Origin of the sequence: Deinococcus maricopensis DSM 21211 (assembly GCF_000186385.1) — a bacterium.
GTDB classification, from domain to species: Bacteria; Deinococcota; Deinococci; order Deinococcales; family Deinococcaceae; genus Deinococcus_B; species Deinococcus_B maricopensis.
The window spans coordinates 1,915,541-1,938,478 of record NC_014958.1; the positions used below are offsets into that span (position 1 = coordinate 1,915,541).

At 67.7% G+C, this 22,938-nt stretch carries 24 protein-coding genes and 1 pseudogene; 17 read left to right on the forward strand and 8 right to left on the reverse strand.

Features of this window, described 5'->3' with window-relative positions:
- The first annotated feature begins 297 nt into the window (after nucleotides 1–297).
- Nucleotides 298–2,079: a translational GTPase TypA gene (typA, locus tag DEIMA_RS08985; protein ID WP_013556933.1), complete on the forward strand. Its 1,782-nt coding sequence runs from the start codon at nucleotides 298–300 to the stop codon at nucleotides 2,077–2,079.
- A gap of 54 nt (nucleotides 2,080–2,133) precedes the next feature.
- Here typA and DEIMA_RS08990 read toward each other — a convergent pair whose 3' ends face one another.
- The 3 genes and pseudogenes from DEIMA_RS08990 to DEIMA_RS18675 all read right to left on the reverse strand — a co-directional run.
- On the reverse strand, nucleotides 2,134–2,868 hold the full coding sequence (locus tag DEIMA_RS08990; RefSeq protein WP_013556934.1) for a class I SAM-dependent methyltransferase: 735 nt from the start codon (nucleotides 2,866–2,868) through the stop codon (nucleotides 2,134–2,136).
- A 163-nt stretch (nucleotides 2,869–3,031) separates the two neighbouring features.
- Nucleotides 3,032–3,316: a YchJ family protein gene (locus tag DEIMA_RS08995; protein ID WP_280985084.1), complete on the reverse strand. Its 285-nt coding sequence runs from the start codon at nucleotides 3,314–3,316 to the stop codon at nucleotides 3,032–3,034.
- A gap of 39 nt (nucleotides 3,317–3,355) precedes the next feature.
- Nucleotides 3,356–3,442, reverse strand: a pseudogene (locus tag DEIMA_RS18675) (SEC-C metal-binding domain-containing protein); the annotation flags it as partial.
- Between the two features lie 35 nt (nucleotides 3,443–3,477).
- Here DEIMA_RS18675 and DEIMA_RS09000 point away from each other — a divergent pair.
- The 8 genes from DEIMA_RS09000 to DEIMA_RS09035 all read left to right on the forward strand — a co-directional run bounded on the left by DEIMA_RS09000 (nucleotide 3,478) and on the right by DEIMA_RS09035 (nucleotide 9,883).
- The gene (locus DEIMA_RS09000) at nucleotides 3,478–4,278 is read left to right on the forward strand and encodes a TrmH family RNA methyltransferase (RefSeq protein ID WP_013556936.1); all 801 of its coding nucleotides are present in this window, start codon (nucleotides 3,478–3,480) and stop codon (nucleotides 4,276–4,278) included.
- On the forward strand, nucleotides 4,268–5,497 hold the full coding sequence (locus DEIMA_RS09005; protein ID WP_013556937.1) for a hypothetical protein: 1,230 nt from the start codon (nucleotides 4,268–4,270) through the stop codon (nucleotides 5,495–5,497). Before DEIMA_RS09000 ends, DEIMA_RS09005 begins: the two co-directional genes overlap by 11 nt.
- A gap of 207 nt (nucleotides 5,498–5,704) precedes the next feature.
- Nucleotides 5,705–6,949 carry a glucose-1-phosphate adenylyltransferase gene (glgC, locus tag DEIMA_RS09010; RefSeq protein WP_013556938.1) on the forward strand — a complete coding sequence of 415 codons (1,245 nt, stop codon included), beginning with the start codon at nucleotides 5,705–5,707 and terminating at the stop codon, nucleotides 6,947–6,949.
- 134 nt (nucleotides 6,950–7,083) lie between these two features.
- A complete protein-coding gene (locus DEIMA_RS09015; protein ID WP_013556939.1) occupies nucleotides 7,084–7,836 on the forward strand; it encodes a TSUP family transporter in 753 nt (250 codons plus the stop codon).
- A gap of 57 nt (nucleotides 7,837–7,893) precedes the next feature.
- The gene (locus DEIMA_RS09020) at nucleotides 7,894–8,508 is read left to right on the forward strand and encodes a hypothetical protein (protein ID WP_013556940.1); all 615 of its coding nucleotides are present in this window, start codon (nucleotides 7,894–7,896) and stop codon (nucleotides 8,506–8,508) included.
- A gap of 61 nt (nucleotides 8,509–8,569) precedes the next feature.
- A complete protein-coding gene (gene msrA / locus DEIMA_RS09025) occupies nucleotides 8,570–9,097 on the forward strand; it encodes a peptide-methionine (S)-S-oxide reductase MsrA (RefSeq protein WP_013556941.1) in 528 nt (175 codons plus the stop codon).
- Between the two features lie 104 nt (nucleotides 9,098–9,201).
- Nucleotides 9,202–9,540 (forward strand): hypothetical protein, encoded by a 339-nt coding sequence (locus DEIMA_RS09030; protein ID WP_013556942.1) that lies wholly within the window; start codon nucleotides 9,202–9,204, stop codon nucleotides 9,538–9,540.
- Nucleotides 9,541–9,595: 55 nt separating this feature from the next.
- Nucleotides 9,596–9,883: a hypothetical protein gene (locus DEIMA_RS09035; RefSeq protein ID WP_013556943.1), complete on the forward strand. Its 288-nt coding sequence runs from the start codon at nucleotides 9,596–9,598 to the stop codon at nucleotides 9,881–9,883.
- A gap of 40 nt (nucleotides 9,884–9,923) precedes the next feature.
- Here DEIMA_RS09035 and DEIMA_RS09040 read toward each other — a convergent pair whose 3' ends face one another.
- Entirely contained in the window at nucleotides 9,924–10,559 is a 636-nt protein-coding gene (locus DEIMA_RS09040) for an MOSC domain-containing protein (protein WP_013556944.1), read from the reverse strand.
- 270 nt (nucleotides 10,560–10,829) lie between these two features.
- Between DEIMA_RS09040 and DEIMA_RS09045 the strand changes: the two genes are divergently transcribed.
- The 4 genes from DEIMA_RS09045 to DEIMA_RS09060 all read left to right on the forward strand — a co-directional run bounded on the left by DEIMA_RS09045 (nucleotide 10,830) and on the right by DEIMA_RS09060 (nucleotide 12,523).
- Nucleotides 10,830–11,285 (forward strand): tellurite resistance TerB family protein, encoded by a 456-nt coding sequence (locus tag DEIMA_RS09045; protein WP_013556945.1) that lies wholly within the window; start codon nucleotides 10,830–10,832, stop codon nucleotides 11,283–11,285.
- 101 nt (nucleotides 11,286–11,386) lie between these two features.
- Nucleotides 11,387–12,019 carry an ERF family protein gene (locus DEIMA_RS09050; protein WP_013556946.1) on the forward strand — a complete coding sequence of 211 codons (633 nt, stop codon included), beginning with the start codon at nucleotides 11,387–11,389 and terminating at the stop codon, nucleotides 12,017–12,019.
- 68 nt (nucleotides 12,020–12,087) lie between these two features.
- A complete protein-coding gene (locus DEIMA_RS09055) occupies nucleotides 12,088–12,276 on the forward strand; it encodes a hypothetical protein (RefSeq protein ID WP_013556947.1) in 189 nt (62 codons plus the stop codon).
- A 58-nt stretch (nucleotides 12,277–12,334) separates the two neighbouring features.
- Nucleotides 12,335–12,523 carry a hypothetical protein gene (locus DEIMA_RS09060; RefSeq protein WP_013556948.1) on the forward strand — a complete coding sequence of 63 codons (189 nt, stop codon included), beginning with the start codon at nucleotides 12,335–12,337 and terminating at the stop codon, nucleotides 12,521–12,523.
- A 51-nt stretch (nucleotides 12,524–12,574) separates the two neighbouring features.
- Here DEIMA_RS09060 and leuS read toward each other — a convergent pair whose 3' ends face one another.
- Nucleotides 12,575–15,040 (reverse strand): leucine--tRNA ligase, encoded by a 2,466-nt coding sequence (gene leuS / locus DEIMA_RS09065; protein ID WP_013556949.1) that lies wholly within the window; start codon nucleotides 15,038–15,040, stop codon nucleotides 12,575–12,577.
- A 356-nt stretch (nucleotides 15,041–15,396) separates the two neighbouring features.
- Nucleotides 15,397–15,843 carry a GNAT family N-acetyltransferase gene (locus DEIMA_RS09070; RefSeq protein ID WP_013556950.1) on the reverse strand — a complete coding sequence of 149 codons (447 nt, stop codon included), beginning with the start codon at nucleotides 15,841–15,843 and terminating at the stop codon, nucleotides 15,397–15,399.
- A 248-nt stretch (nucleotides 15,844–16,091) separates the two neighbouring features.
- On the opposite strand from DEIMA_RS09070, the gene pckA reads away from it, so the two are divergent.
- The 3 genes from pckA (at nucleotide 16,092) to DEIMA_RS09085 (ending at nucleotide 19,173) form a co-directional block, all read left to right on the forward strand.
- Nucleotides 16,092–17,690, forward strand: coding sequence for a phosphoenolpyruvate carboxykinase (ATP) (pckA, locus tag DEIMA_RS09075; RefSeq protein ID WP_013556951.1), 1,599 nt, complete (start codon nucleotides 16,092–16,094; stop codon nucleotides 17,688–17,690).
- Nucleotides 17,691–17,898: 208 nt separating this feature from the next.
- Entirely contained in the window at nucleotides 17,899–18,603 is a 705-nt protein-coding gene (locus tag DEIMA_RS16930) for a hypothetical protein (protein ID WP_013556952.1), read from the forward strand.
- A gap of 99 nt (nucleotides 18,604–18,702) precedes the next feature.
- On the forward strand, nucleotides 18,703–19,173 hold the full coding sequence (locus tag DEIMA_RS09085; RefSeq protein ID WP_013556953.1) for a hypothetical protein: 471 nt from the start codon (nucleotides 18,703–18,705) through the stop codon (nucleotides 19,171–19,173).
- A gap of 292 nt (nucleotides 19,174–19,465) precedes the next feature.
- On the opposite strand, the gene DEIMA_RS09090 is transcribed toward DEIMA_RS09085, so the two are convergent.
- A complete protein-coding gene (locus DEIMA_RS09090; RefSeq protein ID WP_013556954.1) occupies nucleotides 19,466–20,287 on the reverse strand; it encodes an alpha/beta hydrolase in 822 nt (273 codons plus the stop codon).
- A gap of 132 nt (nucleotides 20,288–20,419) precedes the next feature.
- Here DEIMA_RS09090 and treS point away from each other — a divergent pair, with 132 nt between their 5' ends.
- Nucleotides 20,420–22,069: a maltose alpha-D-glucosyltransferase gene (gene treS / locus DEIMA_RS09095; RefSeq protein ID WP_013556955.1), complete on the forward strand. Its 1,650-nt coding sequence runs from the start codon at nucleotides 20,420–20,422 to the stop codon at nucleotides 22,067–22,069.
- A gap of 154 nt (nucleotides 22,070–22,223) precedes the next feature.
- On the opposite strand, the gene DEIMA_RS09100 is transcribed toward treS, so the two are convergent.
- On the reverse strand, nucleotides 22,224–22,916 hold the full coding sequence (locus DEIMA_RS09100; RefSeq protein ID WP_013556956.1) for a Bax inhibitor-1/YccA family protein: 693 nt from the start codon (nucleotides 22,914–22,916) through the stop codon (nucleotides 22,224–22,226).
- Nucleotides 22,917–22,938 lie beyond the last annotated feature (22 nt).

The following is a 22,938-nucleotide window of genomic DNA, read 5'->3' on the forward strand; positions in this document are numbered from 1 at the left end:
AGCCACGCGCCGCCCACGTGCGGGCGAAGTCTCGCGTGTATCTCTTCCTCCTGACCACCACTGCCCCCCATGGGGCTGCGGGACCAAAGGACTCTCAGTGTAGCGCACCCGCGCGGCCGCACGCAAAACCGTGAACCGTGACGCCCTCCATGACGCGCGCGTGACGCGCTCTGCTACAATTTACGTTTGGATGCCCGTCCGAAACGCCCGGCGGGCTTTTTCGTGCAGGCGCAACCGCCCGCACCGCCACAGGCGCACAGCCTGCCGTCAGCTTTTCGGGCGGAGGAGAGGAAGAACATGGAATACCGCAACATCGCGATCATCGCGCACGTCGACCACGGCAAGACCACCCTCGTGGACGGCCTGCTGAAGCAGACCCTGAAGCTCGGCCACGGCGAGGAAATCGCCGAGCGCGCCATGGACAGCAACGCCCTCGAACGCGAGCGCGGCATCACCATCCTGGCGAAGAACACGGCCGTCGAGTACAACGGCGTGAAAATCAACATCGTCGACACGCCCGGCCACGCCGACTTCGGCGGCGAGGTCGAACGCGTGCTCGGCATGGTCGACGGCTGCCTCGTCCTCGTGGACGCCGCCGAAGGCCCCATGCCGCAGACGCGCTTCGTGCTCCGCAAGGCCCTCGAGCTCGGCCTGAAGCCCATCGTCGTCGTGAACAAGATCGACCGTCAGGACGCCCGCCCTGACGAGGTCGTGAACCTCACCTTCGACCTGATGGCCGAACTCGGCGCGAACGAAGACCAGCTCGACTTCCCGATCCTGTACGCCATCGCCCGCGAAGGCAAAGCGTTCCGGGAACTCGACAAGCCCCAGGACGACATGCACGAACTGTTCGAGATGGTCCTCGAGTACGTCCCCGCGCCCAAGGTCGACCTCGGCGCGCCCTTCCAGATGCTCATCACGAACCTCGACTACAGCGAGTACCTCGGCCGCATCGTGCTCGGCCGCGTCACGCGCGGCAAGGTCAAGAAGGGCGAGTTCGTTAACCTCATCCACAAAGACGGCAGCATGACCAAGACCCGCATCGTGCAGCCGTTCACGCACCTCGGCCTGCGCCGCATCGAAGCGGACGAAGTCGGCGCCGGTGACATCGTTGCCCTCGCCGGCATCGAGGACGCCCAGATCGGCGAGACCGTCGCGGACCTCGCGGACCCCGAAGCGCTGCCGATCATCACCGTGGACGAGCCGACCGTCAGCATGGTCTTCCAGCCGAACACCAGCCCGTTCGCCGGTAAGGAAGGCAAGTACGTCACCAGCCGCCACCTCAATGACCGCCTCAAGCGCGAAGTCATGACGAACGTCTCGCTGCGCGTCGAGGAAATCCGCCCGGACGAATTCAAGGTCTCCGGCCGCGGTGAGCTGCACCTCAGCATCCTGCTGGAAACCATGCGCCGCGAAGGCTACGAAGTGCAGGTCGGCGCGCCCCAGGTGATCGTCCGCGAGATTGACGGCGTGAAGCACGAACCCGTCGAGCACCTTGTCATCGACGTGCCCGAGCAGCACGCCAGCACCGTCATCGGCGTGCTCGGCGCCCGCAAAGGCCAGATGGTCAACATGGAACCCCAGGGCACCCGCACCCGCGTGGAGTTCAAGATCCCCAGCCGCGCGCTGTTCGGGTTCCGCACGCAGTTCCTCAGCATGACGCAGGGCGAAGGCATCATGAGCCACATCTTCGACGGGTACGCGCCCTGGGCCGGTGACCTCAAGACCCGCCAGAACGGCAGCCTGGTCAGCATGGAAGACGGCGTCGCGTTCGCGTACAGCATCTTCAAGCTGCAGGACCGCGGGCAGTTCTTCATCGACGCCGGTCAGGACGTGTACGTCGGCATGATCGTCGGCGAGAACGCCCGCGAGCAGGACATGAACGTGAACGTCTGCAAGAACAAGAAGCTCACGAACGTCCGCTCCTCCGGTGCCGACGAGGCGCTGACCCTGGTGCCCTTCAAGCGCCTCACCCTCGAGGACGCGCTGGAGTACATCGCGGACGACGAACTCGTGGAACTCACCCCGCAGAGCATCCGCCTGCGCAAGAAGATCCTCAACCCCAGCTTCCGCAAGTAAGCCGCGGCAGGAGAGGCCCCGACCACGTGGTCGGGGCCTCTGTTAATGCGAGCCCTACGCGCGCTTCAGAACGGCCGTGAACGACAGGCACTCGCCCAGCGGCGCGCGCGGATGCCACGTTCCCGCGCGCGGGTCGAACCGCCCGCCCGGCCACACCTCGTCCAGCACGAGCGCCGTGCCGTGTAGCAGCCGGCGGACATCCTCCGGGCTGTAGCACCGCAGCGACTGCGTGACCGTCTTTCCGTCCGCGCGCGCGTACGTGTCCAGCAGGCGGCAGCGGTCCGCGTCGAACCCGTACGACTGCACGTACGCGGGCGTTTCACGCGTGAAGCCCGCATGCTGCGCCCAGTACCACGGCGTGTACACGTCGACGTACGCGGCCCCGCCCGGCGCGAGCCACTCCGGGAAGCGCGCGAGCAGGCGCGCCTGCTCCGCATCGTCACCGACGCCGAACCCGTCCCAGTACGCGAGCATGTCGAACGGCCCGCCCGGATCGGCCGTGTAGAAGTCACCAGTCATGGCGTTGACCTGCACTCCATGCAGCGCCGCGAGGCGCTGCGTATGCACCGTCCCGGACGGTCGCAACTCCAGCGCCGTGACCGCGTGTCCGACCTGCGCGGCGGCCACCGCGAACTGCCCACCGCCCGCGCCCAGTTCCAGCAGCGATCCGGGCTGACCCCGGTGCGCCGTGAGCCGCGCGGCCAGCGCGTGATGATGCGGGTGAAGGCCGCTGCTGTGGCAGCCCGTCAGCTCGTCCTGCGTGTCGTAAAACGAATGAACCCAATCCATGCGTCCCCCAAGGCGGTATAAAAACCCACCCGCGCGACGCGCGGGCCTCCGAAACAAACCGCAAAGGGGGGTTACCGTAAACGCATGGGGGGCACTCCGTGAAGTGCCCCACCGTACCACGGCCTGCGCGGCCCTCCGCCAACCGGCGGAGGACCACTCAACTTCAGGAGATGACGCCGTCCACGTACACCCACGCGCCGTTCAGGCGTGTGAACTCGCTCCGCTCACGCAGGCGCCGCTTCCGGCCGTGCAGGTGATACATCGCGTCGAAGCTGACGGTGCCGCGCTCATCGTCCGGCCCGCCCGCTTCGGTGCCGGTGATTTTCAGGCTCAGCCACTTCGTGCCGTCATTCAGGAGCAGGTCCTCCGGGCAGGTGTCCGGATGCCACGACGCGCGAATGTACGGCTCGATGTTCAGGACGTACGCGCTGTACCGGCTGCGCATCAGCGCCTCGGCAGTCTCGGCAGGGCGGGACCCGTCGTGGCGCGGCGCGCAGCACGCACTGTAACTGCGGCCACTCCCACACGGGCAGGGCTTGAACGGCGGGTAAGTGCTCGCGGAAAAGGTGCTCACGGCCTCAGCATGCCACTTTCTGCCACAATGACGCTGTGCAGAGTATCGCGCGCGAGATCAGCAGTGTGCAGAACCCCGAAGTGAAACGCCTCACGCGCCTCCGTGAGCGCCGCGCGCGCACGCAGGAACGCGCCTTCCTGATCGAAGGCGCCCGCGAACTCGAACGCGCCGCGCAGGGCGGCGTGCCCCTGCGGACGCTGTACATGTGCGAGGAGCTGTTCAGCCCCGACGCGCACCAGGCGCTCCCCGCCCTCCACGCCCCCGACCGCGTGCACCTGTCTCGCGCGGCATTCGAGAAGGCCAGCGTCCGCGAGAACCCGGACGGCCTCCTCGCGGTCGCGGACCTCCCGGCGCGTCCCGCCCCGGACCTCCCACATGACGCGCTGCTGCTCGTGCTTGTCGGCGTGGAGAAACCCGGCAACGTGGGCGCGCTCCTGCGCAGCGCCGACGGCGTCGGCGCCGACGCGGTGCTCGTCGTCGGCGGCGTGGACCTCGAGAACCCGAACGTCATCCGCGCGTCCCAGGGCAGCGTCTTCACGCAGACGCTCTTCACGCTGCCCGAAGCGGACGCGCTCCCCTGGCTGCGAGCGCAGGGCTTCCGCGTCGCCGCCATCACCCCTGACGGCGCCCAGAACTACTGGGACGCCGACCTCACCGGCCGCGTCGCCGTGTGCCTCGGCGCGGAACACGCCGGCCTGCCTGCCGCGTGGCGCGAGCACCCCGACTTGAAACTCGCCATCCCCATGCGCGGCGCCGCCGACAGCCTGAACGTCAGTACCGCCGGCGCGCTCGTGCTGTACGAGGCGCTGCGTCAACGGGGCCCGCGTGAGCAGTGACCCGTACCGCGAGTGGCTGCGCGCCACCATCAGCGTGGAACTGGGCGTGCACGACGCTGACCGCCTCATTCAGAGCGCCATCATCCGCCGCGAGTGGCCTCTCGGCCGCGCCCTCGGCCCGCGCGAGGCCGTTGCGGTCCTGCAGGACGCGTACGTCCTCCTGATGGACCGCGTGGGCGACGCCCGCGCGGAACGCTGGCTGCAGGGCGCCACCGTCGCCCTCGCGAACCTCGCCGAGCGCGTGCCCGCCCCGAGCGTCACTGAAGTCACCCCACCGCCGCTCACCGCGGCCCTCACGCCCGACCCGCGCCCGGGCATCCGGCCGCTCACGCCGCCGCCCGCGTGGGGGCGGCGCGCCAGTGACCTCGCCCTGATCCTCGCGCGCGCGCAGCAGGACGTCGCGCAGCAGGGCCTCGACGTGATCCGCGCCACCCCCGACCTTGCGCCGCTCGAACCCGTCATGGCCTGGAACGTCCAGGCCGCCGCCGCCGAAGTCGCCCGCGTGGAAACCGAGGATCGCTACGGGAAACTCCGCGCGGACCACGTGCGCCAGGAAGTCGCCGACGAGGTCGCACTCGCGCAGGCTCAGCGGGACGTGCTGAACGTCATGGTGCAGCGCCTGCGCGGCGCCGTCGCGCGCGGCGAGGATGCCAGTGCGCAACTCCGGCATCACGAACTGATGCTCGAACAGTCCCGCGCCTTCCTGACGTACTTCGAGGCGCTGCCCGACGTCCGCCATGACCCGCCCCTCCCGGACCTTGGCACGCCCGACCTGAACGACGCGCGCGTCGCCCTCGCCGTCCCCCTGCACCCGCTCGTGCTCCGCGCCCGCCACGCGTACAACCACGCCCTGTGGCTCACCGGCAGCGCCGAAAGCGAACCGGCCAGCGCCGCCCGCGCGCACCTGCACGCCGCCGAAACGCAGGCGCGCACGCAACTCGAAGGGCAACTCCACGCGGCCCGCGCACACCTCGTCAGCTACAGGGACCTCATGACGCGCCTGCACGCCGTCGAAGCGCACATCGACGCGCTGGAGCGCGCCCTGCAGCCGGATGACCTGGACCTCGCGCAACTCCGCGCGGAAGCCCGCCAGCACCGCAACGCCGCGCGCGCCCAGATGCACCGCTACCACGAAGCCATTCACGTCCTGAACGCCCTGACGAGCGCCCAGTCAGCCCCCAGCCAATCGTTCCCACCGATGACCCCGCCTGGAGCATGAGGCTTCAATGGCTGCTCCGATGAGGACGCGACTGCGGCGACATTGAACCCGCTGCCGTTCGTGGGCGCCCGTCCGCGCCCCACGAACGGCGGTGGCGGCGGACGCGCCGTGCAGGAGGAACGCGGTTTCTAAATGTCCTCTTTAGATTTCCGCCGTCCGGCACGCGTTCGCAGGCCCGGCCCGTACACTGACGCCAGGAGGGACTTCATGACTCAACCTCGTGTTCTCGGGATGGTGCTCGCCGGCGGTCAGGGGACGCGCCTGTCCCCGCTGACCCTGAAACGCAGCAAGCCCGCCGTGCCGTTCGGCAGCAAGTACCGCATCATCGACTTCGCACTGAACAACTTCATCAACAGCGGCATCTTCAGTCAGTACGTCCTGATCCAGTACAAGGCGCAGAGCCTCACGGAGCACATCCAGCGCGGCTGGCGCTTCGGGACGTTCCTGAGTGACTACTTCATCACGCTCGTGCCCGCGCAGATGTACCGGTACGAGGAGCTCGGCCCGGTGTGGTACCGCGGCACCGCCGACGCCGTGTACCAGAACCTGCACCTGATCGACAACTTCAACGCGGATTACGTGGCGATCTTCAGCGGGGACCACATCTACAAGATGAACATCGCGCACATGCTGGACATGCACCGCGACACCCGCGCGGACGTGACCATCGCCGCGTACCCTATGCCGCTCGCCGAAGCGCAACGCTTCGGCGTAATGCAGGTGGACGACCGCTGGCGCGTCACGGACTTCCAGGAGAAGGTCCCGAACCCGCCCACCATCCCCGGGAAGCCCGACCAGGTGCTGACCAGCATGGGCAACTACATCTTCAGCCGCCGCGCGCTGGAGGAACTGCTGGAGCGCAGCATCGCGGGGAACGACGAGGGCTTCGACTTCGGCAAGGACGTCATTCCGCGCGCCCTGCGTGACGGGTACAGCGTGCAGGCGTACGACTTCCACAAGAACCCCATCCCCGGGCAGCTGGTGCCGAACACGTACTGGCGTGACGTGGGCACGCTCGATGCGTACTACGACGCGAACATGGACCTGATCTCCGTGAGCCCGGAGTTCGACATGTACAACGAGCAGTGGCCGCTGCGGACGAGCAGCGAGTTCTCCGCTCCCACGAAATTCGTGCATGAGCAGGGGGACCGGCGCGGGCAGGCGTTTAACAGCCTCGTGGCCGGGGGGACCATCATCAGTGGCGCGACCGTGCGCGACAGCGTGGTGGGCCGGCGCGTGCACGCGCACTCGTACGCGCTCGTGGAGGGCAGCGTCGTGTTCGATAACGTGCAGGTGGGCCGCCACTCACACATTCACCGCGCGATCATCGACAAGGACGTCATCATTCCGCCTGGCACGACCATCGGCCTGGACCACGAGGAGGACCGCGCGCGGGGCTTTACGGTGACGGACAGCGGCGTCGTCGTCGTGCCGAAAAGCTACACGTTCTGACCCTGAGCCCCTGCCGAACGGGCGCGAGGACCTCCCCGCGCCCGTTCGGCGTTCCTTGGGGCCGTGCAGTCGGCGCGCCGGGGCGGGGGAGGGCGCGGGTGTGACGTACGCGGCGAAAGCTGGTAGCGTGACGCGTGCCCCAACTGGACGTGTTGCTGTACGGCCTGCCCCTCGCCTTTCTTGCCGGGTTCATTGACGCGGTCGCAGGGGGGGGCGGCACCATCACCCTGCCGACGCTGTTCCTGATGGGGTTACCGCCCGCGCAGGTCGTCGCGACGAACAAGCTCCTGGCGATTTTCGGGAGTGGGAGCGCGACCGTGCAGTACTGGCGGGCCGGGCACGTGGAGAAGCCGCTGGTGCTGCGGCTCATTCCGCTGGCGTTGCTGGGCAGCGCGTTGGGTGCATTTCTGGTGCGGTTCGTGGACCCGAACACCTTCCGGGCGTTGGTGGCGGTGGTGATCCTCGCAGTGGGAACGCTGGTGCTCGTGAACAAGCGGTTCGGCCTGGAGGACCGCTACCCGGGCTTGACGGGCCGGGTGCTGGCGTTGACGATGCCGGGCGCCTTCGTGATCGGCGCGTACGACGGGTTCCTGGGGCCGGGAACAGGGACGTTCCTGATGTTCCTGTTCGCGCTGGCGGGAATGAACCTGGTGCGGGCGAGCGGGAACGCGCGCACCATCAACTTCGCGACGAACCTGGGGGCGTTCCTGTTCTTCCTGCTGGGCGGGCAGATGGTGTGGTGGATCGGGCTGCCCATGGGCGTCGCGAACGCTGTGGGCGCGGCTGTGGGGGCGCGCCTGGCGATGCTGCGCGGGAGTGCGTTCGTGAAGGTCGTGTACGTGGTGATTGTGGTGCTGGTGGTGGCGAGGCTGCTCCTGTCCCGCTGAGGCGGGGTGGGGCGGTTCATTACGGGCGGATGACAGGGGCGTGGTCCATTAGGGACCGTGAAACGTTTCCTCACGGTCCTCACGCTCACCTTGCTTGCCCCGTCCGCGTCCGCGGTGGCCATCCTGGGTCACCTCTCGAATGCCGCTGTTCTCCCGAGCCTCATGGGCACCGACCAGGACGTGTACGTGTGGCTCACGAACATGACGCAGGGCCGCGTCGTCAGCCGCGCCGCCCTGAAGGACGGTACGTTCCTCCTGAACATCCCCGCCGCCCTCGCCCTGCCGACGCGGCCGCTGGACGTGTGCAGCGGCGTCACCGTCAAGCCAGCGCGCGTGCCCGTGTACCAGACTGAAACGCTCGTCCTGTACAACCGCGCGCATGACCGCCTGCTCGGCCCGCTCGTTCAGGCGGACGACCCCCGCACCCCCACCCGCATCGTCCGCTGGATGTACAGCGACGTCGCCGCCACCGTTCAGGGCCGCTGCACCGGCCTGAACACGACCTACAACCTGAAACTCCGCAAGGGCTGGAACGGCGTCATGACCGTCAGCACCAGCGGGAACTTCCACGTCACGAACCCGGACCGGAACCTGCCGTACTGGTTGCTCGGCGACCTGAAGCTTGACCAGGCGAGCCGCACGCTGCCTGCCAGCTTCTTCAGGCAGCCCTGAACGCGCCGCAAAGGTGCGATGCCGCCCGGTGTGCGTCCGCGCCGCGCGACAGAATGCCCGCATGAACCAAGTGATTCTCGCGAGCGGCTGTTTCTGGTGCACCGAAGCGGTCTTCAAGAACGTCCGCGGCGTGCAGCGGGTGGAGAGCGGGTACATCGGCGGGCACGTTCCCAACCCCACCTACAACCAGGTGTGCGGCGGCGACACCGGTCACGCTGAAGCCGTGCGCCTGACGTACGACCCGAACGTCATCAGCTCCCGGGACCTGCTCGGCATCTTCTTCGCGACGCACGACCCCACGCAACTCAACCGCCAGGGCGCCGATGTCGGCACGCAGTACCGCAGCGCGGTGTTCTACGCGAACGACGAGGAGCGTCAGACGGCGCAGGCCGTCATCGACGAGCTGAACGCCGGGAACGTATTCGACGCGCCGGTCGTCACGACGCTCGAACCGGCCACGACCTTCTACGTCGCGGAAGGCTACCACCAGGATTACTACGAGCGGAACCCGGGGCAGCCGTACTGCATGGCGGTCATCACGCCGAAGGTCATCAAGTTCCGCAAGCAGTTCTCGTCTTACCTCTCGTAACGCTTAAAGGAAGCCGGACCGCCCTGCAGCGGTCCGGCTTCTTACATGCATGCCATAGCGCACTCACGCTCGGCCAGTAAGGTGGCGGAGGTAAAGGAGGGCTTATGCGACCACTCATGCTACTGACCACCCTGGGGACCCTGGCGCTCGCCGTGCCTGCGCACGCGCAGTCCCTGGGCCTCACGGCCTGCCAGAGCGCGTGCGGCTTCCGCCTGGGCAGCACCCTCACCCCCACGCCACCCCTCGCGCAGCAGACGGCGCTCACGAACGCCACGCGCGTTCTGCAGGCAGATGGCTTCATGCTCAGCAACGAGCACACCGACGCGCTCGGGAACCGCACGCAGGTATGGCACAACCCCCGCGAGGACCGCTGGGCCCGCGTGGACATCACCCGCTCCGGCCAGGTCGCCGTCGAGCGCCGCGACACGCCCCCCACCTCCTGAGTTCCCGGCAACAGAGCGCCCGTGACGAGCGGGCGCTTTGTTATATTGAGCCTTCATGCTGGACACGCCCGCCCTGCTCAACCTCCTGCGCGCTCACGGCGGCGCTGAATTCGCCGCGCAGGCCCAGAAGCTCGGGACGCCGCAGGGCACGTACCGACTTGCCGCGCGCGGCGATGACCTGCACGTCACCGCGCCGACCGGACGGACGCATGGGCTCACGCAGGAGCGCTTCGCGGACCTGTTCCGCGGGTACAGCTGGGCGGAGATCACGCGCACAGGGCGCCTCACGGACCTCGGCCCGCTGTTCGAGCCGCTCGGCGACGCCGTGAACGCGTACAGCTGACCCACCCGGTGGCACGAAAGCCCCGCGGCGTGGGTGCGCTTCAGCTGTTCAGGCGCGTCTCGAAATCCGCGCGGGCGCGCTCGGCCACCGGGAAGCGCAGCATGCGCGCCAGGACGTCCCTCGGCGTCTGCCGGTCGTAGAACGCGTCGAACATCTCCATGACGGTCGGCGCGTCGTGCGGTGCAGAACGCACCTGCACGGCGTCGCCGGCGCTGATCTCGCCGGGTTCGAGCACGCGCGTGTAGAACCCGGGGCGGCGCGCCTGCGTAAACGTCCGCACGAACTGCGGATCGTTCATGCGCGCGGCCAGCGTCGCGCACGGGATGCGCGGCGCGGACACCTCTAGCAGCACGCCGCCCACGCGGTAACGGTCCCCGATGCGCACGGGGTCCGTGCCGAAGTCGGTGAGCGTGAGATTCTCGCCGAACAGACCCGCGCTGGGGGTGAAACCCAGCATGACCGCCCACACGTCGTAATCGGTGCGGCTGTACACGTATACGGCCTGGTCCAGCCCGCCGTGGTGCCGGGCGTCACCGATGTGATCGCCGTCCAGACCGAGGGGGCCGACACGGACGGGCCCGCTCGCGGGGCGTTTGTCGATGCCGCTGGGTTTCGGCTGCTGGCCAATCATGATGGGCTGAAGGTGACCGATGTTCACGGATTCCACGCGGAGCATGCCTCACGGTACGCGATCCCCCACTAGGGCCGCACGGGCTGAGCCAGGACGCCGTACGGCAGGGCGCCGATGCTTGCCCGCGCCGTGTACGCTCAGACCGGCCACCCACGCGCCGAGCGGACCTGCCCACCGGTACGCTGGCCCTTACTGCGCGCGTATCAGGAACCGCAACGCCGCGCGGGCCACCGTGGCACTTCCGTAACGCTGGAATCGACGTGTATGCCGCCGCCCGCGCCCGTACACTGGGGGCGGACCTACGAAGGAGGAGCCATGAGCTTTCTGAACAACCTCAAGAACAGCCTCAAGAACGCCGGGAACCAGCTGGGCGACCAGGTGGCCCGCTTCAAGTCGAACGACTTCGCGGACGCCGCGATGGCGATGTGCGCGCTGATCGCCGCGGCGGACGGTCAGGTGGACGCGGCGGAGCGCAGCAAGACGGCGCAGTTCATCATGAGCAACGACGCCCTGCGCGTGTTCAACGCGGCGGACCTGAAGACCCGCTTCGACAAGTACTGCGATAAGCTCACCAGCGATTACGACTTCGGGCGGATCGAGGTGCTGCAGGTGGTCGGGAAGCTGCGCAGCAAGCCGGATCAGGCGCGCGCGGTGATTCAGCTGGGCATCGTGATCGGCGGTGCGGACGGCGACTTCGAGGAATCCGAAATGCGTCAGGTGCGCGATGCGGCGAACGCGACCGGGCTGAACCCGTCCGAGTTCGGCGTCTGATTCGGGTGTGAGCCGGGGCGGCAGCGCGTGCGCGCTGCCGCTTCACTTGTGGGGGAGGGCACGAGCGGGGACGTCAGAATGAGTTACGCTGCAAACAGAATATGTCGTTGTCGGACCGCCCCACGCTCCACCATAGCCCCACCCTCGCCGCGCTGTTCACCGCCCTCAGCAAAGCGCAGGGTCAAATCCGACCTGCGCTCAAAGACGCCACCAACCCTCACCTGCGCAGCAAATACGCCGACCTCGCCAGCATCTGGGACGCCTGTCGAGACACCCTCACCACCCATGGGCTCAGCGTCAGCCAATGGCCCACGCAGGCCGAAAGCGGTTACATGGCCCTTACCACCGTCCTCGGCCACGACAGCGGCGAGTTCATCAGCAGCACCTACCGCATGCGCCTCGCCAAAGACGACCCGCAAGGCAGCGGCAGCGCCCTCACATACATGAAACGCTACGCCCTCGCCGCCGTCCTTGGCATCGTCGGCGAGGACGACGACGACGCCCACGCCGCCACGCACCCCCGCCCCACCCGCACCGCCCCACGCCGACTGGGCGATCACGAACCCATCGGCGCGCACCACGCCGAACGCCTCCACGACGAACTGCGCGCACTCGGCATTCCCGAACCGCTCCACTACGCCCGCACGCACCTCGGCGCGGACCTCCCCGACCTCGGGCACGTCACCGTCGCGCAGGCCCGGCACCTCAAACACGCCGTCACGCCCGCGCCCTGAACGGCGAAGGTCAAGGCGCTTGAAGGCCCCGTTCATGCGCTCAGAGTGCACGCGCCTACGCTGGGAGCATGACCGACCATAAACAGACCGAGACGCAGGACTCCACCCTGATGGACGACACCCTGAACCCCACACCGCACCCCACGCACGGCGAGGGCGGCCTCGGCAGCGGCGCCAACATGGTGCCCACTGGCGACAACAGCCAGGAAGAAGCCGACGACCTCGACAGCAGCGCCGCCGCCGGCCCCGCCCTCTGACACTGCAGGCGGGGCTTCCACCGCCCCGCCTTGCGCCGGAACCGGACAAGGAGCGCCCATGACCAGTGATCACGACACGAACCTCCCCGCCGGGCAGGACGCCACCGACGAGAGCGGCGCGAGCGCCGGTGCGGGCGCGACCCCCAGCGGCGGTGACACTCGCGAGCCCGTCGCCACCCCCGGCACCACCGACGAGCACGACGCCACCGACGAAATCCCCGGCGAAACGGTCGGCCCGCAGGCCTGACCCCAGCGCAGCGCGTCCCCTGCCGACGCAGGGGACGCGCTCAATCTTGCCTCAACCTTTGACGACGATGTTGATGATGCGGCCCGGCACGAAGATCTCCTTCACGGTGTCCTTGCCGTCCACGAACTTCGCCACGTCCGGGTTGGCGCGCGCGGCGGCCATCGCGTCCGCCTGCGTGGCGGTCTTGCTGATTTCCACCTGCCCGCGGACCTTGCCGTTCACCTGAACGGCCATCGTGACCGTGTCGCGGACGGTCGCGGTCTCGTCCACGCTCGGCCACGCCTCTAGGTGCACGCTCTGCGCGTGGCCGGATTCGCGCCAGAGTTCCTCGGCGATGTGCGGCACGATGGGCGCCAGCATCAGGTTGAAAATCCGCAGCGCTTCCGCCCACGCGTCCGTTCCGAACGCCGGCGAGCGTTTGGCCTTCACCAGCGCGTTCGTGTACTCCATCAGCGCCGCGACGATCGTGTTGAAGCTCAGGCGCTCGAAGTCGCCCGTGACCTTCTGCAGCGTCGTGTGCGTCGCGTACCGCAGTTCCGCCTCGGTGGTGTTCTCGGCCGGGCCGCTCGCGTTCTCGTCAAAGTACAGGCTCCACACGCGGCTCAGCCACTTGCTGGGGCCGTTGATGCCACTCGCACTCCACGGGCCGCCCACCTCCCACGGCGCGATGAACATCAGGTACGTGCGCACCGTGTCCGCGCCGTACTCCTGCACCAGGTCGTCCGGGTCGATGACGTTCCCGCGGCTCTTGCTCATCTTCTCCTGGTCCTCACCCAGGATGATGCCCTGGTTGCGCAGCGCCCGGAACGGCTCGCTGTTGCTGGTCAGGCCCAGGTCCCGCGCGACTTTCGTCCAGAAGCGGCTGTACAGCAGGTGCAGGATTGCGTGCTCGATGCCGCCCGTGTACAGGTCGATGGGCGTCAGGCGCTCGGCGGCGTCCTTGTCCCAGGGGGCCTGATCGAAGTGCGGGCTGGTGAAGCGGTACATGTACCAGCTGCTGTCCACGAAGGTGTCCATGGTGTCCGTGTCGCGCTCGGCGGGCCCGCCGCACTTCGCGCAGGTGGTTTTGCTCCACGTGGGGTGCAGCTTCAGGGGGCTCTGGCCGGTCGGCAGGAACTCCACATCGTCCGGCAGTTCAATGGGCAGCTGATCGTCCGGGACGGGCTGCGCGCCGCACGTGTCGCAATACGTAATGGGAATGGGCGTGCCCCAGTAGCGCTGGCGGCTGACCAGCCAGTCGCGCAGGCGGTACGTAGTCTTCGCGCGCACGCCGTACCCGGCCAGTCGCTCAATGACCGGACCGATGAAGGCCTTACCGCCGCGCATGCCGTTCAGGTCGCCGCTGTTCACGATGACGCCGTCACCGGTGTACGCCTCGGTCGCGGCGTCCATGTCCAGCGCTTCAGCCCCTTCAGGGCGCACGACCTCGACGATCGGCAGGCCGTACTTGCGGGCGAACTCGAAGTCGCGCTGGTCGCCGCTCGGCACGGCCATGATCGCCCCGGACCCGTACGTGACCAGTACGTAATCCGCGATCCACACGGGAATGCGCTCGCCCGTGATCGGGTGCGTGGCGTACGCGCCGGTGAATACGCCGGTCTTCTCGCGCCCTTCCGCCTGACGGTCAATTTCGCTCAGGCGACCGGCGGCTTCCTTGTACGCGCCCACGGCCTCACGCTGCTCGTCGGTGGTCAGCGGATCGACCAGTGGGTGCTCCGGCGCCAGCACCAGGAACGTCGCGCCGTACAGCGTGTCCGGACGCGTCGTGAAAACCGTGACGATGCCGGCGTCCGTGGCGAAGTCCACCTCGGCGCCCACGGACTTCCCGATCCAGTTCTGCTGCATCAGGCGCACGCGCTCGGGCATGTCGGTGCCGCTGAAGTCCAGCAGTTCCTCGGCGTACTCGGTGATCTTGAAGTGCCACTGGCTCATCAGGCGCCGCTCGACCAGCGCGCCGCTGCGTTCCCCGCGGCCGTCCACGACCTGTTCGTTGGCCAGCACCGTCTGGTCGACGGGGTCCCAGTTCACGAAGGATTCCTTCTTGTACGCCAGGCCGCGCTCGAACATCCGCGTGAAGAACCACTGGTTCCAGCGGTAGTACTCCGGCTGGCACGTGGCGAACTGACGGGACCAGTCGATCATGGTGCCCATGCGGCGGAACTGCCCGGTCATGTACTGGATGTTGTCCAGCGTCCACGTGCGCGGGTTGATGCCGCGCTTGATGGCGGCGTTCTCGGCGGGCAGGCCGAACGCGTCGAAGCCCATGGGGAACAGGACGTTGTAGCCGCGCATGCGCATCCAGCGGGCGCGCGCGTCCGGCACGACGTACGCGTACCAGTGGCCGATGTGCAGGTTCCCGCTGGGGTAGGGGAACATCGTCAGCGCGTAGTGCTTCTGTTTGCGGGGGTCCTCGTGGAAGGCGTACAGGCCGGCTTCGTCCCAGGCGGTTTGCCATTTCTGCTCGATGGCGTGCGGGTTGTACCGCTCGCTGCGCGGTTCCTGGATGTTGATGGTCATGGTGGTCCTCCTGAAGGGTTGAGCGATCAAAAAAACGCCCCGGCTCACGGCAGCCGGGGACGCGCGAAGCAAGCTGGTGGCTAGTCGCGTGTCCCCGGGGTCGTAAGCGCAGAGCGGATCATGCGCACAGTGTACGCGCGGAATCCACGCGGGTCAAAGGCAGGGGCGGGCGCCGGTCGGTGCGCCAGGGCGAGGGGCAGCCGAGATGACGGGCGGGTGGGAGGGCCGCCGTCGGCCGTGCGCAGGAATCTTCTGCGTTTCCCTTGCGTGGGGGGGTGCCTGCCGGGGTGCCTGGAGGGAGCGTTCTACCCTGCAAACTTCCTCATTTCGTGCGAATGGCGCGGATGTTCCGGGTTTTACAGCGGGCGGGTCATTTTGATCTGGTGCATGCCGGGCGCGAAGCCGTTCTCGATGCGGTCGGTGACCCGGAACCCGTGGCGTTCGTAGTACCCCTGTGTGAGGTGGCTGGTGTCGATGTACAGCTGCTGAACGTCGGGACGGTGGGTGCGCAGCCAGTCGAGGCGCGCGTTCAGGAGGTGCGCGCCGATGCCCTGGCCGTGCTGGTCGCGGCGGACCATGGCCCAGCTGAGGCCGGCGGTGTATTCGGGCAGATGGGCGCCGAGCCACAGGCCGCCGCACGCGACGATGCCGGTGTCGTCCTCCAGCACGAAGTACGGTTCGGGCTGATGCAGGAAGTCCTCGTAGAGTGCGCGTTCGGTGGAGTCGAAGAACGGCGGGGTGTTGCTGTCGAAGAGGGCGAGGCAGGCGGCGCGGTCCTGCGGGGTGAACGATCGAAAAGTCATTCGGGTCACAGCCTGTCATGTTCGTATAAACCCCAGGGTTTTGCGAGCGATTATGCAGCGGAACGCCCGTTTGTTACCCTGGAGGTACAAGCCAAAGAGGGGTTTTTTCCGCTGTTTAGCGTGCTTGTGACGCTTAATGTTCCCCCTGGCGTGACGACGATTCGGCTTGCGTCGGGACCGTTTCCGCAGTCACAATGGGGCACGATTGCTTTGCGAACGGTCGTTCGTTTTGCACGCACGGAGGGAGCATGAGCCAAGTCACCACACCGCCGCAGCAGCCCAGGGTCGCCGACACGCTCGGCCTCCCGAACGCCACCATCCACGTCAACCTCGGCGTGCCCGAACTGTACGAAGCCGCCCTCCGCCTCGGCGAAGGCGTCATCACGCAAGGTGGCCCACTCGCCGTCCGCACCAACAAAACCGGCCGCAGCCCCAAAGACCGCTTCATCGTCGAAGACGACCACACCCGCGACACCGTCTGGTGGGGCGGCTTCAACACCCCCGTCCAGGCGGACGTCTTCGACCGCCTGCTCGAACGCATGCAGGCCCACGCCGCCCACAAGGAACTGTTCGTGCAGGACCTGTACGCCGGCACGGACCCCCAATACCGCCTCGGCGTGCGCTTCGTGCACGAAATGGCGTACCACAGCCTGTTCGTCCGCAACATGTTCGTGCGCCCCACCAGCGACGAACGCGAGCAGTTCCGCGCCGACTGGACGGTCCTGAACCTCCCCAGCTTCAAAGCCGACCCTGAACGCGACGGCACCCGCACCGACACGTTCATCCTCGTAAACTTCGCCCGCAAGATGATCATCGCCGGCGGCACCGAATACGCCGGCGAGAACAAAAAAGGTATCTTCGGCGTCCTGAACTACCTGCTGCCCGAACAGGGCGTCATGCCCATGCACTGCAGCGCCAACCGCGGCCCCGACGGCGACGTCGCCCTGTTCTTCGGCCTGAGCGGCACCGGCAAGACCACCCTCAGCGCCGACCCGGAACGCCAGCTCATCGGCGACGACGAACACGGCTGGACCGACGAAGGCGTCTTCAACTTCGAAGGCGGCTGCTACGCGAAGGTCATCAACCTGAACGCCGAAGCCGAACCCGCCATCTACCGCACCACGCAGATGTTCGGCACCGTTCTCGAGAACGTCGTCGTCCGCGACGACCGCACCCTCGACCTCGATGACGGCCGCCTCACCGAGAACACCCGCAGCGCGTACCCCATCGACTTCATCCCGAACATCGTCCCCGAGGGCCGCGCCGGGCACCCGAAGAACATCGTGTTCCTCACCGCCGACGCGTTCGGGGTGCTTCCGCCCATCGCGCGCCTCACGCGCGAACAGATGATGTACCAGTTCATCAGCGGCTTCACTGCGAAGATCCCCGGCACCGAAGACGGCGTCGTGGAACCGCAGCCGACCTTCAGCACCTGCTTCGGCGCGCCGTTCATGCCCCGCCACCCCGGCGAGTACGCGGCGCTGCTGGCCCGCAAGGTCGAGGAGAGCGGCGCGCGCGTGTGGCTCGTGAACACCGGCTGGACCGGCGGGAAGTACGGCGTCGGCAAGCGCATGAGCATCAAGCACACCCGCGCGCTCCTGAACGCTGCCCTCAGCGGCCAGCTCGACGACGTGCCCTTCACGCACGAGCCGTTCTTCAACCTGGAACTCCCCACGCAGGTGCCCGGCGTGCCCGCCGAAGTCCTCAACCCCCGCGAAGCGTGGGCCGACAAGGACGCGTACGACCACACCGCCCGCGAACTGTGCGCGATGTTCCGCAAGAATTTCGAACGCTTCCAGGACGGCGTGGACCTCAACGTCACCGCCTGCATGCCTGAACACCTGTAACGCCCCCGCGCGAACGAGGCCGACCCACACGGGTCGGCCTCAACTTCTTGATGGTAGCAGACCCGCAGCTGACGCAGTGAAGACACACCACAAGGCGCCCCTCACGCTCCGATGACGAACGGCTGATACGCCCCGCCGACCATAAGGGCAACATTCACACCCTGATGCCCCTTCGGCCCAAGCGCATTCAACCCCCACGGAGACCGCCATGAACGACCCCATCACCGTCCGCCACGACCTCGAAACGTACGCCTTCCCGACTGCCCTGCACGACCGCCTGATGCGCGAGCAGGCCTGGACGACCGAGCGCACCCGCCGCGTCCTGAACGAATACCGCCGCTTCCTGATTCTCGCGGCGCTGAGCGGCGAGAGCGTCACGCCCAGCCGCACGGTCGACCATGCGTGGCACGCGCACCTGGAATTCACGCAGGACTACTGGGACCGGCTGTGTGACCGCGTGATCGGTGAGCGCCTGCACCATCATCCCGGCGGCACCGACGAGGACGCTCGCTACCGCGAGCAGTACCTGCGCACCCTGGATCTGTACCTGCGCACCTTCCAAGCGGTGCCGCCCCGCGACCTCTGGCCGGACCCGCGCACCCAGCCGCAACAGCACCGCGGAGGCGCGCTCGGCTGCGGGGTGCTCATGGCCGCCTTCGGTGGGGGCGCGGCGGTCGCGTTGATCACCGGGTGGTGGCTGGCGCCCTTCCTGATGCTGCTCGGCGGGATGGCCGTCGCCGGAGCAGTCGACCCCGCGTTCCGGACGGCCGCGGGCAGCGGCGGCGACACGACCGGCGGTGGCCTGCTCGGCTTCTCGTGGGACGCTGGCGGGGGCGACAGCGGCAGCGTTGACGGCGGCGCGAGTTGCGGCAGCAGCTGCGGAGGTGGCTGCGGCGGCGGGTGCGGCAGCTGACCCTCAATTTCCCCGGTGGGCGACGCGAGCGCGTCCCTTTTTTTGCCCTGCGCAGGCGACCGGGCGGTGCCGGACCGCGCGGGGTGTCAGAATCGGCCAATGACCGATGCAGAAACGCAGGCGCGCATTGAGGCGCTGGAACGCGAGGCGCAGACCGTCCCGACACCGCTGAGCATCAGTGCCCTGCAGGCGCTCACGGAGCAACAGCGGGCCGTGGTGCCGCACCTGCCGATGCATGAAGTGCAGGAGGAGCGGTTCCGGGTGGTGATCGGCATGGAGCGCAAGAACCACTTGGAGATGCGGGTGGCGCTCGGTGAGGACGCGCCGCTGCCACCGCGCACGGCGGCCCTCGCGAGCGTGAAGGGCCCAGCGTTGGTGGAGGTGTTATGGGCCGCCCGGGCCGAAACCCTGGCCCTGCTGGCGCTGGTGGCGGCGAGAGAAGGGGAGCGGACCTTTACGGTATGGGCCCTGGGCGAGCAGGTGAGCGTGCGGGCGTATGCGCTCAACCTCCGTGCGCGCTTGGAGCGCCTCGCCACGCACCTGTTGGGACATGATCAGTCAGAGCGATAAAATTCACGATCCGGATTATCGTGAAAGTATTCACATGTCAGTTTTGATTCGCTTCCTTGGCCACGCCTCACGATTAGGCAGGTTCCTTTCAACGCACGCCCACCTGCCCTCGACCATCCGTAAAGCCAAGCGATCCAGCATTCCGCCGCAGTTCGACCAGTCATCTGCGGAAAAGCACCCGACCGCTCGAAACGTCCAGACACGCGCGTCAAGGCCACTCATCGGACCGCCGTCAAGCTGGCCGAAACGACCCGGGAGAAGCAGACACCCTGCTTCCCCCGGACCTCAACCTTCAGGGCGTGCGCGTACGCCCGTCTAGCCAGGCGAGCAGGTCGCGGATCAGGTCCTGCCGCGTATGGTCATTGAACAACTCATGGTACCCGCCGGGAATTTCCGTGTACGTGAAATCCTCGCTGCGCGCCAGCCCTGAGAACCGCCGGGAACCGTTCACGTCCGCCAGGCGGTCCGCGTCCCCGTGGATGACGAGCGTCGGCACGCGCCACGTATGCGCCCGCGCCCACAGGCTCGCGCCCGCGCGCATCATGCTCGCGCCCGTCCCGGCCCGCACACGCCCACGGTACACCAGCTCATCCGCGTCGTACCGTGCGCCCACGGACGCGTCCTGCGCGAGATGCGCGGACGACAACTCGATGGTCGGCGCGGTCGGCGCCAGACGCCCGAGCAGCTGCGACACCGCCCGCACCGGCGCGGGCAGATCCGAGCCGACCAGCAGGGCCGGGCTGCTCAGCACCACGCCCGCCAACCCCCGCGGGTCCCGCAGGACACTGAGGGCCGTCACCAGACCCCCCAGGCTGTGCCCGAACGCGAACAGCGGCGTGCGGCCCTCCAGCAGAGCTGCGCGCGCCGCAATGTGGTCGTCCACGAAGGCGTCAACGTCCACCAGCGCACGCGTCCCACTGGACCGCCCGTGCCCGCGCTGATCGAACCCGTACACGCTGTACCCGCGGCCCCGCAGGTCCTGAATGAGCGGCTCGTACCGGTGCGTGTATTCCGCCAGGCCGTGCGTCAGCAGCACCCGCCCGCGTTCACGTTCCGCCTGCCACGCCCACCCTTCCAACGGCCGCCCGAACGACCAGTTCACCGGTGTGTTCATGCCCGCAGTGTACGCGAGGCCCGCAGGCTGGGCCGAGGCCGAACGAGGCTGCGGGGCTCCCTGAAGCCTTCCGCGAGGGGACTCTCACGCTGAACCGTAAACGCTTCCAGACGCGCGGTGTACACTCGCGCCATGATCCACCCCGACTGGTACAAGCGCGCCGTCTTCTACGAACTCAGCGTCCGCACGTTCCGCGATGGCAACGGCGACGGCAAAGGCGATTTCCCTGGCCTGACCAGCAAACTCGACTACCTGAAGTCCCTCGGCGTGGACTGCCTGTGGCTCCTTCCGTTCTACCCGAGCCCCCTGCGGGACGACGGGTATGACGTCGCGCACTACACCGACGTCCACCCGGACCTCGGCACCCTCGAGGACTTCCGGGTGTTCCTCCGCGAAGCGCACGCGCGCGGCCTGCGCGTCATTGGGGACCTCGTCACGAACCACACCAGCAGCGACCACCCCTGGTTCCAGGAAGCCCGCAAAGGCAAAACCGTCGACGGGCAACCCAACCCGTACCACGACTACTACGTGTGGAGCGATACCGGCACCGAGTACGCGGGCGCGCGCATCATCTTCACGGACACCGAGACGAGCAACTGGACGTACGACGAGCAGGCCGGACGGTACTACTGGCACCGCTTTTTCAGCAGTCAGCCGGACCTGAACTTCGACCACCCGCCCGTTAAGGAGGAACTGAAGAACGCCATGCGGTTCTGGCTGGACCTCGGCCTCGACGGATTCCGCGTGGATGCCGTCCCGTACCTCATCGAGCGTGAAGGCACCAACTGCGAGAACCTCCCGGAAACGCACGGCATCCTCAAGGAACTCCGCGCGCTCGTGGACGCCGAATACCCCGGGCGGCTGCTGCTCGCCGAAGCGAACCAGTGGCCGGAAGACGTCGTGGAGTACTTCGGGACCGAGGAGGAACCCGAGTTCCACATGTGCTTCAACTTCCCCGTGATGCCGCGGCTGTACATGAGCCTCAAGCGCGAGGACACCAGCAGCATCCGCGAGATCATGGGTCGCCTCCCGCAGATTCCGAGCTTCGGGCAGTGGGCGACGTTCCTGCGCAACCACGACGAACTGACCCTCGAAATGGTCACCGAGGACGAACGCGCGTTCATGTACGCCGCGTACGCCCCGGACCCCCGCATGAAAATCAACGTCGGCATCCGCCGCCGCCTCGCGCCGCTTCTCGACAACGACCGCCGCCGCCTGGAGCTCCTGAACGCCGTGCTGCTCAGCCTGCCCGGCAGCCCCATCCTGTACTACGGCGACGAGCTCGGCATGGGCGACGACCTGGGCCTCGCGGACCGCAACGGCGTCCGCACGCCCATGCAGTGGAATGCCGGTCCGAACGGCGGATTCAGCACCGCCGACCCGCAGGACCTGTTCTTCCCAATCATCCAGGACCCCGTGTACGGCTTCCAGCGCGTGAACGTGGAAAGCGCGGATCACGACCCTGGCAGCCTGCTGACGTTCACGCGGCGCCTGCTGGACCTGCGCCGCCAGAACCCCGCGTTCGCGACGGGCACGCTCACGTTCATCGACACGGACAACCCGGCGGTGCTCGCGTACCTGCGCGAGGAGGACGGGCAGCACCTGCTGGTCGTCGCGAACTTCGCCGCGAACGCGCAGGCGGCACACCTGCACCTGGGCGCGCTCTGCTGCGGGCGCACGCCCGTGACGCTCACGGGCGGTGCGTCCTTCCCGCCCATCACGGACGCGCCGTACCCGATCGCCATCGGCAAGCATGACTGGTACTGGCTGAAACTCAACTGAGCGAGGGGGGCGCGCGGGCAATACGCCCGCGCCGTGGAGGCGGCCCAGGTCGGTCCTGCGGGCGGTCAGCCACCAGCTCACGCCGGTGCACCCCGCCCCGGCCGTCAAAGAAGGAAGGCCGCCCACCGGGCGGCCTTCCTGACGTGTGCGGCGCTCAGTCGCGGCTGCTAAACAGGCGCAGGATGAACAGGAACATATTGATGAAGTTCAGGTACAGGGTCAGCGCGCCGTAGATGGCGCCCTTCTCCTGCGTGTGCGCGTCGCCGAAGCCCTGGAGGGCCATGTTGCGCAGCATCTGCGTGTCGTATGCGGTGAGGCCCGCGAACAGCAGCACGCCGACGGCGCTGATGATCAGGTTCAGGGTGCTGCCGCCGATGAAGATATTCACGATGGACGCGATGATCAGGCCGATCAGCGCGAACATCAGGAACGTGCCCATCGGGGCGAGGTTGCGGCGCGTCAGGAACCCGAACGCGCTCATCGCGCCGAACGTCCCGGCGGTCGTGAGGAACGCGGCGGTGACGTCGCTCGCGGTGTAGAACTGGAAGATCACCCCGAACGTCAGGCCGGTGACGGCGCTGTACGCCATGAACAGCAGGCCGGCCACGGTCGCGGACACGCGCGGCGCGAGGAAGCTCAGGAACATGACGATGCCGAGTTGCACGAGCGGCAGCAGGAAGCCGCTGCGGCCAATGCTGACCATCAGGTCCGGGTTGCGGCCCACGAAGTACGCGATGGCAGCCGTGAGCGCGAGGCCGGCGGTCATCCACGAGTAGGTGCGACCGATGAACGACCGAACAACACTTTCCGAACGGGCGGACAGGGTAGAGGGGGGATACTGGTTCATCACTCCCAGAGTACGCGGTGAA

Bases quoted from the DNA above. Each gene is read 5' to 3' on its own strand.
- DEIMA_RS09035 (WP_013556943.1), top strand. From the start codon at position 9,596: ATGCTGGACACGCCCGCCCTGCTCAACCTCCTGCGCGCTCACGGCGGC.
- DEIMA_RS09050 (WP_013556946.1), top strand. From the start codon at position 11,387: ATGTCGTTGTCGGACCGCCCCACGCTCCACCATAGCCCCACCCTCGCC.
- glgC (WP_013556938.1), top strand. From the start codon at position 5,705: ATGACTCAACCTCGTGTTCTCGGGATGGTGCTCGCCGGCGGTCAGGGG.
- DEIMA_RS16930 (WP_013556952.1), top strand. From the start codon at position 17,899: ATGAACGACCCCATCACCGTCCGCCACGACCTCGAAACGTACGCCTTC.
- msrA (WP_013556941.1), top strand. From the start codon at position 8,570: ATGAACCAAGTGATTCTCGCGAGCGGCTGTTTCTGGTGCACCGAAGCG.
- typA (WP_013556933.1), top strand. From the start codon at position 298: ATGGAATACCGCAACATCGCGATCATCGCGCACGTCGACCACGGCAAG.
- DEIMA_RS09045 (WP_013556945.1), top strand. From the start codon at position 10,830: ATGAGCTTTCTGAACAACCTCAAGAACAGCCTCAAGAACGCCGGGAAC.
- DEIMA_RS09055 (WP_013556947.1), top strand. From the start codon at position 12,088: ATGACCGACCATAAACAGACCGAGACGCAGGACTCCACCCTGATGGAC.
- DEIMA_RS09030 (WP_013556942.1), top strand. From the start codon at position 9,202: ATGCGACCACTCATGCTACTGACCACCCTGGGGACCCTGGCGCTCGCC.
- DEIMA_RS09060 (WP_013556948.1), top strand. From the start codon at position 12,335: ATGACCAGTGATCACGACACGAACCTCCCCGCCGGGCAGGACGCCACC.
- treS (WP_013556955.1), top strand. From the start codon at position 20,420: ATGATCCACCCCGACTGGTACAAGCGCGCCGTCTTCTACGAACTCAGC.
- DEIMA_RS09090 (WP_013556954.1), bottom strand. From the start codon at position 20,287: ATGAACACACCGGTGAACTGGTCGTTCGGGCGGCCGTTGGAAGGGTGG.
- DEIMA_RS09040 (WP_013556944.1), bottom strand. From the start codon at position 10,559: ATGCTCCGCGTGGAATCCGTGAACATCGGTCACCTTCAGCCCATCATG.
- leuS (WP_013556949.1), bottom strand. From the start codon at position 15,040: ATGACCATCAACATCCAGGAACCGCGCAGCGAGCGGTACAACCCGCAC.
- DEIMA_RS08990 (WP_013556934.1), bottom strand. From the start codon at position 2,868: ATGGATTGGGTTCATTCGTTTTACGACACGCAGGACGAGCTGACGGGC.
- DEIMA_RS09100 (WP_013556956.1), bottom strand. From the start codon at position 22,916: ATGAACCAGTATCCCCCCTCTACCCTGTCCGCCCGTTCGGAAAGTGTT.
- DEIMA_RS09070 (WP_013556950.1), bottom strand. From the start codon at position 15,843: ATGACTTTTCGATCGTTCACCCCGCAGGACCGCGCCGCCTGCCTCGCC.
- DEIMA_RS09085 (WP_013556953.1), top strand. From the start codon at position 18,703: ATGACCGATGCAGAAACGCAGGCGCGCATTGAGGCGCTGGAACGCGAG.
- pckA (WP_013556951.1), top strand. From the start codon at position 16,092: ATGAGCCAAGTCACCACACCGCCGCAGCAGCCCAGGGTCGCCGACACG.